15 protein-coding genes are annotated in these 13496 nt (G+C 68.4%); 5 read left to right on the forward strand and 10 right to left on the reverse strand.

Going from position 1 to position 13496, the window contains the following annotated elements:
* The first annotated feature begins 90 nt into the window (after positions 1-90).
* From GNX71_RS27290 to GNX71_RS27300, 3 genes are all read left to right on the forward strand, one after another.
* Positions 91-489, forward strand: a complete 399-nt coding sequence (locus GNX71_RS27290) for a 4-oxalocrotonate tautomerase (RefSeq protein ID WP_042582792.1) — start codon at positions 91-93, stop codon at positions 487-489.
* Between the two features lie 40 nt (positions 490-529).
* Complete coding sequence (locus GNX71_RS27295) at positions 530-1903, forward strand: tetratricopeptide repeat protein (protein ID WP_206175310.1); 1374 nt, start codon at positions 530-532, stop codon at positions 1901-1903.
* A gap of 118 nt (positions 1904-2021) precedes the next feature.
* Positions 2022-3617: an amidohydrolase family protein gene (locus GNX71_RS27300; RefSeq protein ID WP_206175311.1), complete on the forward strand. Its 1596-nt coding sequence runs from the start codon at positions 2022-2024 to the stop codon at positions 3615-3617.
* A gap of 21 nt (positions 3618-3638) precedes the next feature.
* On the opposite strand, the gene GNX71_RS27305 is transcribed toward GNX71_RS27300, so the two are convergent.
* Both GNX71_RS27305 and GNX71_RS27310 read right to left on the reverse strand, forming a co-directional pair.
* Positions 3639-4334 carry a histidine phosphatase family protein gene (locus tag GNX71_RS27305; protein WP_206175312.1) on the reverse strand — a complete coding sequence of 232 codons (696 nt, stop codon included), beginning with the start codon at positions 4332-4334 and terminating at the stop codon, positions 3639-3641.
* A 31-nt stretch (positions 4335-4365) separates the two neighbouring features.
* On the reverse strand, positions 4366-5007 hold the full coding sequence (locus tag GNX71_RS27310) for a Yip1 family protein (protein WP_206175313.1): 642 nt from the start codon (positions 5005-5007) through the stop codon (positions 4366-4368).
* 157 nt (positions 5008-5164) lie between these two features.
* On the opposite strand from GNX71_RS27310, the gene GNX71_RS27315 reads away from it, so the two are divergent.
* Positions 5165-5875 carry an alpha/beta fold hydrolase gene (locus GNX71_RS27315; protein ID WP_206175314.1) on the forward strand — a complete coding sequence of 237 codons (711 nt, stop codon included), beginning with the start codon at positions 5165-5167 and terminating at the stop codon, positions 5873-5875.
* Positions 5876-5881: 6 nt separating this feature from the next.
* Here the strand turns inward: GNX71_RS27315 and pcp are convergent, their stop codons facing one another.
* Genes pcp through GNX71_RS27330 form a run of 3 tightly spaced genes read right to left on the reverse strand, consistent with a single transcriptional unit; the run spans position 5882 to position 8615 of the window.
* Entirely contained in the window at positions 5882-6574 is a 693-nt protein-coding gene (gene pcp / locus GNX71_RS27320) for a pyroglutamyl-peptidase I (protein WP_206175315.1), read from the reverse strand.
* A gap of 54 nt (positions 6575-6628) precedes the next feature.
* Entirely contained in the window at positions 6629-6883 is a 255-nt protein-coding gene (locus tag GNX71_RS27325) for a hypothetical protein (RefSeq protein WP_206175316.1), read from the reverse strand.
* Between the two features lie 19 nt (positions 6884-6902).
* A complete protein-coding gene (locus GNX71_RS27330; RefSeq protein WP_241027067.1) occupies positions 6903-8615 on the reverse strand; it encodes a hypothetical protein in 1713 nt (570 codons plus the stop codon).
* Between the two features lie 228 nt (positions 8616-8843).
* Here GNX71_RS27330 and GNX71_RS27335 point away from each other — a divergent pair, with 228 nt between their 5' ends.
* Positions 8844-9782, forward strand: a complete 939-nt coding sequence (locus tag GNX71_RS27335) for a LysR family transcriptional regulator (protein ID WP_206175317.1) — start codon at positions 8844-8846, stop codon at positions 9780-9782.
* A gap of 12 nt (positions 9783-9794) precedes the next feature.
* Here GNX71_RS27335 and pxpA read toward each other — a convergent pair whose 3' ends face one another.
* The 5 genes from pxpA to GNX71_RS27360 all read right to left on the reverse strand — a co-directional run bounded on the left by pxpA (position 9795) and on the right by GNX71_RS27360 (position 13466).
* Entirely contained in the window at positions 9795-10529 is a 735-nt protein-coding gene (gene pxpA, locus GNX71_RS27340; protein ID WP_206175318.1) for a 5-oxoprolinase subunit PxpA, read from the reverse strand.
* A gap of 66 nt (positions 10530-10595) precedes the next feature.
* On the reverse strand, positions 10596-11594 hold the full coding sequence (locus GNX71_RS27345; protein ID WP_206175319.1) for a biotin-dependent carboxyltransferase family protein: 999 nt from the start codon (positions 11592-11594) through the stop codon (positions 10596-10598).
* Positions 11591-12256 (reverse strand): 5-oxoprolinase subunit PxpB, encoded by a 666-nt coding sequence (gene pxpB, locus GNX71_RS27350; RefSeq protein WP_206175320.1) that lies wholly within the window; start codon positions 12254-12256, stop codon positions 11591-11593. Before pxpB ends, GNX71_RS27345 begins: the two co-directional genes overlap by 4 nt.
* Before the next feature lie 6 nt (positions 12257-12262).
* A complete protein-coding gene (coaD, locus tag GNX71_RS27355) occupies positions 12263-12766 on the reverse strand; it encodes a pantetheine-phosphate adenylyltransferase (protein WP_042582798.1) in 504 nt (167 codons plus the stop codon).
* A gap of 43 nt (positions 12767-12809) precedes the next feature.
* Positions 12810-13466, reverse strand: coding sequence for an RsmD family RNA methyltransferase (locus GNX71_RS27360; RefSeq protein WP_206175321.1), 657 nt, complete (start codon positions 13464-13466; stop codon positions 12810-12812).
* Positions 13467-13496 lie beyond the last annotated feature (30 nt).

Genomic DNA, 13496 nt, shown 5'->3' on the forward strand with positions numbered 1-13496 from the left:
GATGGATGCCATCATATCTTCCCGCTTTTCCGATGACCAACGGAATCCCACAATCACCCCATCGTTCATTCATTTCCACAGGAGTCCACCATGCCCCACATCGTTGTCCATCTCTCCGGCGAACCCGACGCGGCCCTCACCCGCAAGACCGTCGACACCGTCGCCGAACTCACGCAGAGCGTGCTCGGCAAGCAGTTGCCGGTGATCGCCATCACGGTGCAGTACATCGCCGCCGACGCCTGGTTCATCGGAGGCCAGACGCTGGCGTCGCTGGGCAAGTCGGCCTTTCACCTGGACATCAGCATCACCGACGAAACCAACACCAAGGCCGAGAAGGCGCGCTACCTGCGCGAGGTGCACGCGGCCATGGCGAAGATCCGGCCCGACCTGCACGAGGTGTCGTACATCCATGTGATCGACGCGCGCGGCGCGGCCTACGGCTACGGTGGAAAGACCCAGGAGTACCGGCACCAGCAGGCCGGGGTTTGAAGCTCTTCCCGGTGCCCCGGGGGCATGGCACCATGCCGCCATGCCCTCCGGAAATCCGCACGCCGCCGACAGCCTCGGCAACCCGCTCACCCTCGACGACCCCGCCAGCCTCGTGCTGGTCGACGACTTCGTCATGGGCTTCATCTCGACCGAGGCGCGCGCCGTCAACCTCATCGCGCTGGCCGACACCGATGCAAGCCCCATCGTGCAGGCGTACTGCGCAACGCTGCACCTGTTTGCCGAATCGCGCGATGCCATGGCCAATGCACGGCCGTATCTCGCAAGAGCCCGTGCCGGCGCCGCGCGCGCCACGCCGCGCGAGCAGCGCTACATCGCGGCCATCGAGGCATGGGCCGACGGTGACATCGCCCGCGCCATTGCGCTGCATGCGGAGCAGGCGCGCGAATTTCCGCGCGACCTCGTCTCGGTCAAGCTCGGCCAGTACCACTGCTTCAACACCGGCGACTGCCCGGGCATGCTGCGGCTCGCGCTTGCGGTGCTGCCCGCCGCGGCCGAGGTGCCCTATGTGCACGGCATGGCGGCCTTCGGCTACGAGCAGTGCCACCTGATGCGCGAGGCCGAGGCCAGCGCGCGCCGTGCCATTGCCATGTGCCGCAAGGAGCCCTGGGCGCACCACGCGCTCGCGCATGTGATGCTCACCGAAGGCCGGCTCGCCGAAGGGCTGGCGTTCATGGAGAGCGTGAGCGACACCTGGACCGGCCTGAACTCCTTCATGGTCACGCACAACTGGTGGCACGTGGCGCTGTTCCTGATCGACCTGGGCCGCGATGCCGAGGCGCTCGCGGTGTACGACAAACACGCCTGGGGTGTGGTCAAGGACTACTCGCAGGACCAGATCGGCGCCGTGTCGCTGCTCGCGCGCCTGGAGCTCGCGGGCATCGACGTGGGTGCGCGCTGGGACGACGTGGCCGGCTACCTGCTGCAGCGGCAGGCCGACCATGTGCTGCCCTTTCTCGACCTGCAATACCTCTACGGTCTCGCGCGTGCCGGTCGGCCCGAGGCCGATGCGCTGCTGCGCAACATCGAGGCCTTCGCGCCCGGCGCACCGCCTTCCACGCGTGCCGCATGGCAGCGCGTCTGCGTGCCGGCCGCGCACGGGCTCGTGGCCCATGCGCGTGGCGACTTCGCGGGCGCCATCGACGGCCTGGGCGTCGCGCTGCCGCGCATGATCGAGATCGGCGGCAGCCATGCACAACGCGACCTGTTCGAGCAGGTGTACCTCGATGCGCTGGTGCGCACCGGAAGCGAATCCACGCTCGCCGCGGCGCAAGGCATCCTGCAGCAGCAGCTCAACGGCCAGCCCGAGTCGCTGAGGCTGCGGCGGCAGACGGGAGCCGTTTATGCACGGCTCGGCCTCGGGCAACTCGCCGCGAGCCTGCCCTTGCGCGGCTGATTGCGAAGGCTGCAGCAGCCATGCCTTCCCGTCATGGGAGGTGGCGCAAAAGGAATTAACGGCGGCGCGGATGCGACTCCTAAACTGGCCGCTCCACTCCGACACGATTCCTCTCCCCATGCAGAAGTCCCTCGTCATGCTGGCCGTGCTCGCGGCCCTCGCTCCGCTCCCACCCGCACTTCACGCCGCCACCGACAGCCCTGTCGAACTCGACCTCCTGCTGCGCGGCGGCACCGTCTACACAGGCGATGCCGACACGCCGGTCGTGGGTGACGTCGGCATCGTGGGCGACCGCATCGTCTTCGCGGGCAAGGCCGCACCCGCGCAGTTCAGGGCGCGGCGCGTCATCGATGCGAAAGGCATGGTCGTCGCACCGGGCTTCATCGATGCGCACACGCACGCCGACACCGACCTGCATTCCACCGATGCGCACAAGCGCCTGAACATTCCGTTCCTTACGCAGGGCGTGACCACTGCGGTGATCGGCAACGACGGCTTCGGTGGCTTCGACATCGCGGCGCAGGCGCAGCGCCTGCGCGCCACGCCGGTGGGCACCAACGTCGCGATGTACGTGGGCTTCGGGGCGGTGCGCATCGACCAGCTCGGCGAGGCCAACCGCGCCCCGACGCCCGCGCAGCTCGAGGCCATGAAGCAGCATGTGGGCCGCGCGATGTGCGAAGGCGCGCTGGGCCTGTCGACCGGCCTTTTCTATCCGCCGCAGAACTTCTCGAAGACCGAAGAGGTCATCGAACTCGCGAAGATCGCCGCCCGGCACGGGGGCCTCTACGACAGCCACATCCGCGACGAGTCGATGTACAACATCGGCCTGAAGGGTGCGATCGACGAGGTGATCCACATCGGCCACGAGGCGCACCTGCCGGTGCATGTGGCGCACATCAAGGCGCTGGGCGTGGACGTGCAGGGCCAGAGCGGCGACATCATCCGCCGCATCGAGAAGGAACGCGCCGCGGGCCTGGACATCACGGCCGACCACTATCCCTGGACGGCTTCGAGCACGCGCTTCTCCGCCGCGCTGGTGCCGCCGTGGGCAGTCGACGGCGGCCGCGCGGCGATGCTGCAGCGCTTCGACGATGCGGCCGTGCAGGAGCGCCTTCGCACCGGCATGCGCGAGAACCTGCGCCTGCGCGGCGGACCGGACACCATCCTGTTTTCCGCCGGCAGCACCAAGTACGTCGGCAAGACGCTGGCCGATGTGGCCAAGGGCGCGAACGCCGATCCGGTGGACGCTGCCATCGCGGTGCTGCGCGACGGCGACCTGATGATCGCCTCATTCAACCAGAGCGACGACGACGTGCGGGCGTTCATGAAGCGGCCGTGGGTCATGACCTCTTCCGATTCGTCGCAGGGCCACCCGCGCGCCTACGGGACCTTCGCGCGCAAGTACGACCAGTACGTGGTGAAGGAGCGCACCATTTCGATGGGGCAGTTCATCCGCAGCAGCTCGTCCCTCACGGCCGACACGCTGGGCCTGCAGCAGCGCGGACACCTGCGGCCCGGCTACTACGCCGACGTGGTGGTGTTCGACCCGGCGCGCTATGCGGCGAAGGCCACGTACACGCAGCCGACCCTGCTGTCGGAAGGCGTGGTCACGGTGCTGGTGAACGGCCGGCTCGCGGTCGATGGCGGCAAGCCCACGGGCGTGGGGGCCGGGGTGCCGCTGCTGCGCGTGCCGAAGGCGGGCAGCTGCGGCTGAAGAGAGGTCGAGGCCGGAGCCTCAGCCCTTGCTCTTGAGATGCCGCGTCTGGTCGTAGGTCGGCTGCGGCGGCAGGTCGGCGAGGTGGCGCGTGTCGGCCCACTCGACGATCTCGATCACATCCGGCGCGGCCGGGTCGGCGATGCGGATGCGGTTGAAGCCCGCATTCGGAATGTCGCTCTGGCGCGGCCCGCTCAAGCTCAGGCCCTTGGCTGTGCGCCACACCATGTCGAGCACGCCGCCATGGGTGACGACGATCAGGTGCTGACCCTTGTGGGCGGTGGCGACGGTGCCGAGCGCCGCAATGATGCGTGCATGGAATTCACGCGCCGTCTCGCCCTCGGGCATCGCGTGGTCTTCGCGGAACTCCAGCCACTCTTCCCACGCGCGCGGGTGCAGGGTCTGGATCTCGTCGGAGCGCATGCCCTCGACGATGCCGAAGTACTGCTCCCGCAATCCCGCCGAAGTGACCACCGGCAGCGACAGCTGCAGCGCCGCCGGGGCCGCCGTCTGCTGGGCGCGCATGAGGTCGCTGCTGATCAACTGCTGCGCCGTCTCGCCCGCCAGGCGCAGGCCGATGCGTCTGGCCTGTTCATGGCCGATGTCGTTGAGCGGCACATCCGCATGCCCCTGGAAGCGCAGTTCGCGGTTCCAGGCGGTTTCGCCGTGACGGATCAGGATGATGTCGGTGGTGGTGTCAGGTTTGGGCGTTGGCATTGCCGCCCATTTTCCACCGAGCGCATGACGCTCAGGTTTTTGCGGCTGCGAGCTGTTGCACAGCCGCCACCGCTTCGCTGGCGAAGCCCATGCCGACGCGCGCGGGCGACGGTGTGAGCAGCGCCAGCACCCAGGCGATCACGAAGCCACCGACGATGGCGCAGATCACCACCACCGCGGTGTACGCAATCGCCTTGTCAGCCGGGCACTTCATCAGCACCGGCAGGCCCAGGTAGATCAGGTAGATGCCGTAGAGCGCCGCCACCGCACCCAGCACCGACAGCGAAGGCAGCAGGCTGAAGATGCCGCCGACGAAGCCCGCCGTGCTCGCATAGGCCGACAGCTTGAGCGCGCTGATCTGGCTCTTGGTGCCCTCGAAGGTCGGCGCCATGGCATCGATGATGAGCGCCAGCACGAACACCATCACCAGCGACAGCACATAGCCCACCACCATGTTGGCGAGCCCCGCGACGATCGGCACGCGAAAGTTGACGCCGAACATCCCGAGGCCGACCACCGAGAGGCCGATGAAGCTCGCCACCGCCGGAATGAGCGCGAGGATCATCACGTAGTTCTTGTAGAGCGAAGCGGCATCGGCCGGCTCCGCGTCGATCACGGGCCAGGTGGCCTTGGGCTTGAGCAGGATGTCCTGCACGCGTTGAACCAGGTTCATTTGTTGTCCTCGACATGAAGCACGAATGCGCGCGCGGGGTGCGTCGCGCAGCGCCGGAAAGTATGTCGATCAAGACCCGCGATGGCTGCTGGCCATGAAGCCTATGCCGTGACCTATGCCGTTGTGCCGGCTTGCCACGATCGCGCAAAATCGCCCCATGCCCCACCTTGTCCTGCTGCCCGGCCTCGCCTGCGACGAGCGCCTCTGGGAGGCCCAGCGGCCTGCCCTTTCTTCCGCCTTCGACGCCCGCGTGAGCGACGTCCAGACGCGCAACAACACCATCGAAGCCATGGCCGCGGCCGTGCTGCGCGAGCACGCGGGACCGCTGGTGCTCTGCGGCGCGTCCATGGGGGGCATGGTCGCGATGGAAGCGGCCCGCCAGGCGCCCGAACGCATCGCCGGGCTCGCCCTGCTCGGCACCAGCGCGCGGCCCGAGACGCCCGAGATGTTCACGTTGCGCGAAGGCGCCATCGAACTCTTCGAGCGCGGCGAGGCGCGCGACGTGATCGAGGCGAATGTCTATTTCGCCTTCCATCCCACGCAGGCCGACGACCCGGTGCTGGTGCGGCGCTATCTCGACATCGTGCTGGGCGCCGGCACGGCCCAGCTCATCGGCCAGAACCGCGCGGTGATGCGACGCCCCGATGCGCGCACCCACCTGGCCTCGCTGCGCGCACCGGTGTTGCTGATGTGCGGCGACGACGACAAGCTCGCACCGCCCGAGCACACACGCGAGATGGCGGCGCTGCTGCCGCAGGCCGAGGTGGTGTGGGTGCCGCAGTGCGGCCACATGCTGACGATGGAGAAGCCTGAATTCGTCAACGCGGCGTTGAACGCCTGGCTCGCGAAAGCGTTTCCGTCGGCCTGAAAGGGCTCAGTGCAGCTGGCCGCCTGTCTCGGCCACGTCCTGCTTCACCGCGAGCGCGGTGGCGACCGCGATCCGCAGCGCCTCGGTCATCGTGGCGAGCGACATGCTCGGCGCACCCGGAAAGCGCGCCGCCTGCTCGGGCAGGTAGGGAATGTGGATGAAGCCACCCCGCAAGCCCGGCAAGCCGGGCACGGGATGCGTCGCAATGCGGTGCATCAGCCCATAGAAGATGTGGTTGCAGACGAAGGTGCCCGCGCTGTTCGACACCGAAGACGGAATGCCGGCAGCGCGCAGGTCGCGCACGATGGCCTTGATCGGCAGCGTCGAGAAATACGCGGCGGGCGCGCCAGCCACCACCGGCAGGTCGATCGGCTGGTGGCCCGCGTTGTCGGCGATGCGCCCGTCGTCGATGTTGATCGCGATGCGCTCGGGCGTGATCTCCGAGCGTCCGCCGGCCTGGCCGATGCAGAGCACCAGTTGCGGCTTCAGTTCGTCCATGGCGTCGGCCAGCGCCTCGATAGCGTCGCCGAAGACGCAGGGCATCTGGCGGGCATGCACGGTCGCACCGCCGATCTTCGCGCCATCGAGGGCGCGCACGGCCTCCCATGAGGGGTTGATGGCTTCGCGGTCGAAGGGGTCGAAGCCGGTGAGCAACACATGCAACGGCGGGGAGGATCTGGGTGACTTCGAGGGGGTCATGGGCCCGAAGTTACCGCAGAAAAGCTTCCCGGCGGGTGCCGCTATTGGATGCCGCTATTTCTTGGGTGCCAGGTCGAGCGGGCTGGCGGGCAAGTCCTTGCGCACGGGCTCTGGCTTCTGCTCGATCTTGCAGTCCTGGTCCTTGAACGGGCCGGTCTGCTTGATCCAGTCGGGGCTGATGCTGTTCTGCGAACAGACCAGCTGGCCGGTCGCCCTGTTCTTGAACAGATGGAAGCCGCCGCTGGGCTGCGCCAGCGCGGCACCGCAGAGCACGAGACCGGCAGCGAGCAACGGGAATCTGGATTTCATGGTCTTGCTCCTGGATGGGTTACAGCGCGGGCGACGTCGCCAGGCTCCTGGCCAGCGCCATCACCAGGTTGCGGGCCTGCGCCACGATGGAGTCGCGGCGGCCCTCGAAGGTTGCATCGGTGATCTTTCCGTCGCTGCCGCTGCCGAACGCGGTCATGACCGGTGTGTGGATGTGGCCGGCCGGGATGTTGAGCTTGAACGTGTCACGCATCAGGGTGTTGCGGTAGGCGCTGGCATTGGACAGGTAGTTGCCGCCTCCGCCCGATTGTGCGCAGTTGGTCTCCACCGGACTCGGCGTGCCGGCCTTGTCGACGGCGTCGAGGGCGTCGAAGTACCGCTGAAGCGCCGCTGGCTGATCCGCGGGCGCCGCGGCGTAGTACGCCTGGAGTGCCGCGTCGACCTCGGCCTTGGCCGCGGTCTGGGCTGCGGCCGCATCGCTGGCCGTCTTGGTGCACGGCGTGACCGAATAGGTATCGCGGCGAACCACGGCCCAGCCCCCGGTCTGGTTGGTGTCCCTGTTGAGGATGCCCGTGCCGGTGTTGGCATCGATCAGCGTCTGGAACGGCAGCGTCGCCACCGTGAACTGCGGTGGGGCATCCCGCTGCCAGGGCTTGGAGACATAGCCCAGCCAGCGTTCCGGCGGGAAGATGTCGCAGTCGAGTGACGCGGGAAAACCTCCGCCGTCGGCGCACGGCGGGTTCAGGTTGTCGTTTCCCGGGAAATTCGCGAAGTGGTAGCGCCCGTTGTAGTGCTCCAGGTCGAACTCGCCGCCGCCCTGGCTCATGCTGACCGAAGCATCCACGCGCTTGGTGCCCGGCTTGAACCACGGGCCCAGTGTGTCTTCCTGCATGCCCTGGATGAAGGGCCCGTAGTTGACGGGCAGGATGAACGTGCGGATGACCGCTGTCGTGCCGTCGGCCAATGCCACGGTATTGCCATCCAGTGACAGGATGGTCGCGCCGGAGGGGTTGCCGATGCGGATGTTGGGGTCACCGTTTCTGCCCGCCGCGCCCAGCGTGAACGGATCGAAGCCGCTCACAAGAATGCGCTTGTACTGCGGCCCCTCGGGGAAATCGATGGCGTACTGGCCGCGCGAGGCGCGTTCGAACTCGTTCTGCAGCGCGGCACGCTGCTCGTCCGTGAGCGGGAAGTTGGGCTTCCACTGGCGCAGCGCCAGCGTCATGGTGAGGCGCGCCCAATACAGCATGCGGTCGTCGCTCCTGGACAAGGTGCCCTGCACGACGCGCCCCTGAACGCGGTCCAGCGCGGCCTGCCAGAGCTTCACGCCCTCGCTCTTGAGCAACGTCACGGCCTCGTCGTAGCTCGATGCGCCCGCCATGCCGTTGTTGCACAGCTTCGCGGCGAAATCGGGGCCGAACTTGTCGAATCCGCTGGCCTGCAGGAGCTGCTGCGAGAAGCTCAGGGCGTCGCTGCTGGAGAGTTTGTTGGGCAGGCGCTGTTCCTCATAGGACGCCGTCACGGTGGTGTCCATCGCGCACTTGGCCTGGACCGGTGGCGGTGCGGGTGGAGGTGAAGGTGGATTCGTTGTCGGCGGCGCTCCCCCGGCGGCGGCAGCAGCAGCTGCTGCAGCGGCCGCCGCCATGGCCGCGAGCGTGGCCGAATCGGCACCACCGCCTCCACCCCCTCCGCCGCAACTGGCAAGCGCCAGGGCGCAGGCCCCGAGCGCAGCGCCTGCCTTGAGCCGCCGCCGTGTGGTCATCGCTTTTTTCATCTCTTCCCTTCCCTGCTCGGGTGACGTGAAAGCCGGGTGCGCCCACTGGCACGACTTCTGCAACCGCCCATGCGAAGGCAGCGGCTGCAGAGGGCGGGTTGCACCTCTCTGTGTGTGTGACGGCTTTATGAAAACATGGCGCCTCGGTGGCTGTCGAACGAGTTTTTGTTGAAGGGGCCGATAACAAAAATTCGCACGACACCCCCGGACGCAGGGAGAGACTGATCCATGAACACACGATTTCTGGAAACGCTCGTGATGCTCGACCGCCTCAAGAGCTTTCGCGAGACCGCGCAGATGCTCTGCACGACGCAGGCGGCCGTATCCAAGCGCATCGAGGCGCTGGAAGAAGAGCTGGGCGTGCTGCTGGTCGACCGCACGCAGCGCACGCTGAAGCTCACGATCCTCGGCGAGCAGGTGGTGCGCCAGGCCGAGCAGATGCTCGCGCTCGAAAAGCAGCTCAAGCTCTCGGTGCGCCCCGACGCACCGCCGTCAGGGCGGGTGCGCATCGGCGTCATCGAGACGGTGGTCCACACCTGGCTCACGCCGCTGATCCACATGCTGAGCGAGCGGCTGCCGGCCATCGAACCGGACATCACGGTGGACACGGCGCACAACCTGCGCGACCAGTTCCGGCGCCGCAAGTTCGACCTGATGATCCAGAACGACGACATCGCGGACGTGGCGAACGACGGCGAATCGACCGTCACCTCGCTGTGCCGCTTCCCGATGCTGTGGGTGGCGCGCCCCGCCGTGCTGCCGAAGGCCCGCACCCTGCGGCTGGAAGACCTGGAGCGGGTGCCGGTCCTCACCTTCTCCCGCACCTCGGGGCCACGCGCGCATGTCAGCGCGCTGTTCGTCGGACGCGCCAGCGAGCCGCGCGTGTGCAGCTTTCCGTCGGTGCAGTCGATCATCCAGCTCACGAAGGGCGGCTTCGGCGTGGCGGCGATCCCGCCGATCTTCGTGAGAAAGGAATTGGCCGAGGGCTACCTCGAGATTCGCGACGGGCCCGCGCTGCCGCCGATGGTGATCACGCTGGCACATGCGCGCGACACGGCGCCGGCCGTGCACGCGGTCGGCAAGCTCACGCGGGCCATCGTGGCGGACTACTGCGCCGAAGCGGGAGAAGAATGGGTGAGCGCGCTGTCGCCCGACCCGTTGCCTTGAAGGCGGCGCCGGTCAGGCGCGGACTGCGATGCCCTCGGCCTGCAGCCGCTCGCGGATGCGGCGCGCAAAGGCCAGCGCATGCGCGCCGTCGCCGTGCAGGCACACGGTCTGCGCGTTGACGGCGACCGTGCTGCCGTCGATGGCGGTCACGCGGTGGTCGCGCACCAGCGAGAGCGTCTGCGCGATCGATTGCTCCTCGCTTTCGATCAGCGCACCGGGCTGGCTGCGCGGCACGAGGCTGCCGTCGGGCATGTAGCCGCGGTCGGCGAATACTTCTTCCACGGGCGTGAGGCCGGCGCGGCGCGCGGCGTCGATCATGTTGCTGCCCGCGAGGCCGAAGAACTTGAGCGAGGGGTCGAAGCGGCGCACCGCCTCGCAGAGCGCATCGGCGAGCTCGGGCTCCTTCACCGCCTGGTTGTAGAGCTGGCCGTGCGCCTTCACGTGCGCAAGCTGCCCGCCCTCGGCCTTGACGATCGCAGCGAGCGCGCCGACCTGGTAGAGCACGTTCGAGACGATCTCGTCGGGCGGCAGATGCATGGTGCTGCGGCCGAAGTTCTCGCGGTCGGGAAAGCTCGGGTGCGCGCCGATGGCCACGCCGTGTTCGATGGCCCAGCGCACGCACTGGCGCATGGTCTTGGCGTCGCCTGCGTGCCAGCCGCAGGCGATGTTGGCGGAGCTCACGAGGCCGAGCAGTGCTTCGTCGCTGCCTGCGCCTTCGCCGAGGTCGGCATTGAGGTCGATGTGCATGGGGAGATTCCTTCTTCTTCAGCGGGCCGGCACCGGCGTGGCCCGCTGGCGGTGTGCTCGCACAGTCTATGCCGCGCCCGGCCAGCCTGCCACGGCAAGCCCTTGTGCCACCTGTGCCAGGTACCGTTGCTGATCGGCCCAAGCGGTGAGCGCCTCCGCCATGTCGACCTGCACCAGGCGCAGCTTGCCGTTCAGCGGCGCCTGCGCGAGCTTCCACAAGTCGGCGCGGATCACCACGCCGATGCGCGGGTAGCCACCCGTCGTTTGTGCATCGCCCATCAGGATGATCGGTTGCCCCGAAGGCGGCACCTGGATCGTGCCGGGGATCACGCCCGACGACAGCATGTCGCCCGCGCGCTTGCGCTTGAGTTCGGCGCCCGCGAGCCGGCTGCCCATGCGGTTGCTCTGCGAGGTGATGCGCCAGCGCTCGCCCCACAGCACCTCGCGCGCGGCGAGCGTGAACTGTTCAAATTCGGGGCCGGGCAGCACGCGCAGGGCGATGGCGCCATCGGTCTCTTCCGGGCCCCAGTCGGGGCCGCGCAGGCCGAAAGGCTTGCATGTGCGTTGCGCGGCATCGAGGCGCGATGGACCGAGCGGCAGCTTGTCGCCCTTGCGGAGAGCTCGGCCTTCATGGCCACCGAAGCCGGCCTTGAGGTCGGTGCTGCGCGAGCCGAGCACGGGCGCCACGTCGATGCCGCCCGCGATGGCGAGCCAGCTGCGAAGTCCGGCTTTCTTCACTCCCGACGCATTCGCGCCCTGGAGCTTGAGCACCTGGCCCGCGGCCACCGGCACGCTCCAGCAGGGCCAGAGCGGCACGTCATCGAGCTGCGCGCCGAAGTCGTCGCCGGCGAGCGCGATGCGCGTGTCGGTCTCGAAGCGCAGTTCGCAGCCGCCCATCGTGAGTTCGAGTCCCGCGGCGCCGTCGGCATTGCCGACCAGCCGGTTCGCGAGCGTGAGCGCGAGCACATCGAGCGCGCCGCCGGGGCAGATGCCCAATTGGCGATGACCGTGCCGCCCCAAGTCTTGCACCGAGGCCAGCAGGCCGGGCTTCTGGACGACGATCATGATGTCTGCACGCTCTCGACGACGAAGCGCACGCGGTCGCCCGGACGCAGCAGGGTGGGCGACTCGGCGGTCGGATCGAACATCTCGAGCGACGTGCGGCCGATGAGCTGCCAGCCGCCTGGCGACACCAGCGGGTAGATGCCGGTCTGCTCGCCACCGATGCCGACCGAGCGCGCGGGCACGGCGGTGCGCGGTTCGGCGCGGCGGGGCGTGGCGAGTTCGGGCGCAAGGCCGCCCATGAATGCGAAACCGGGGAGAAAGCCCAGCAGATAGACCACGTACTCGCCCGCGCTGTGGCGCCGCACCACCTCGGCCGGCGTGAGGCCCGTGTGGGCCGCGACATCGCCGAGGTCGGGGCCATGCTCGCCACCGTATGCAACGGGGATTTCGACCAACCGCCCATCGACGGCCTTGGCGGACAACTTCGGCCAGACCTCGAGCACCTGCGCCGTGAGCGCATCGAGCTCGATTGCCGTGGGGTCGAAAGTCAGCGTGAGGTTGTTCATGCCGGGCAGCACTTCGCCGACGCCGGGCCATTCGCGCGCCTGCGCGGCCAGCGCCCAGATGCGCTGCTGCTGCACCAGCGTGGCCGGTGCCGGCAGCTCGCACAGGAGCGCTGCATCCCCGAGCAGATGCAGGCGGGGTGGCGGCGAACCGCTCATCGCGGTTTATTCACGGCCGAGGCTGCGGACCTTGGCGGCCAGCATGTGCTCGACATTCGGCGAGACGAACTTGTTGACCTCGCCGCCGAGCATGGCGATCTCGCGCACGAAGGTGCTGGAGATGAACTGGTACTTGTCGCTGGGGGTGAGGAACACGGTCTCGACATCGGGCATCAGCGAGCGGTTCATGCCTGCGAGCTGGAACTCGTAGTCGAAGTCGGTCACGGCGCGCAGGCCCCGCACCATGGCCTTGCCGCCGCGCGCCACCACGAAGTCGCGCAGGAGGCCCGAGAAGCTCTCGACGGTGACCTGGTCGCTGTAGGGCTTGACGGCTTCGCGCGCCATGTCCATGCGTTCCTGCAGGGTGAACAGCGCCTTCTTGTGGTGGCCCGCCGCGACAGCGACGATCACCTTGGAGAACAGCTGGGTTGCACGGCGCACCACGTCCTCGTGACCGAGGGTGATGGGATCGAATGTGCCCGGATAAACCGCGATGACGTTGCTGGCCATGGTTGCTTCTTCCTCATGCAGCCGGTGCGGCTTGTTCGGCGGATTATGCAGTCCCCTCCGAGGCCAGCCGCAACAGGTGGGCATGCACGGCGCCGGCCTTCAGATAACGGAAGCCCGCGAGGCCGAGGGCGGCCAGTTCCTCGTCGTTCCATTGGCGAGGCGCTTCGAGGTACGCGACGCCGCCGGGGCGCAGCGCACGGGCCGCGGCGCGCAGGGCCGGTTCGTAGAGCGCGGTGCTCTCGAAGGGCGGATCGAGGAAGACGGCGTGCAGGCTCGCGGCCGTGATGCGCTCGAGCGCCGTGACGCCATTGCCGCGCTCGATGCGCACGGCCTCGGCAGAGAGCTTGGTTTTCGCGGCCTGCAGTTGCGCGACCAAGGCGGCGTCCTGCTCGCACAGCAGCACGTTCGCCGCGCCGCGCGAGGCGGCTTCCAGCCCCAGGGCGCCGGTGCCCGCGAAGGCGTCGACGCAATGCCAGCCCGGCAGCTCGCCGCCGCCCGCGCCAGCCAGGCTCGCGAGCCAGTTGAAGAGCGTCTCGCGCACGCGGTCAGGCGTGGGGCGCAGGCCCGGCTTGTCGGCCACCGCGAGGCGGGTGCGCTTCCATTGGCCGCCGATGATGCGGACCTCACTGGGTCGCACAGGGCGCGCGGGGCGCTTGGCTGCGGGTGGACGGGCGGCTGCGGTGGCTTTCTTCTGGGGCATGCGGCGAGCTTAACGCCGCCGCACAGCGGC

Origin of the sequence: Variovorax sp. RKNM96, assembly GCF_017161115.1 — a bacterium.
In the GTDB taxonomy this organism is placed as follows: domain Bacteria; phylum Pseudomonadota; class Gammaproteobacteria; order Burkholderiales; family Burkholderiaceae_C; genus Variovorax.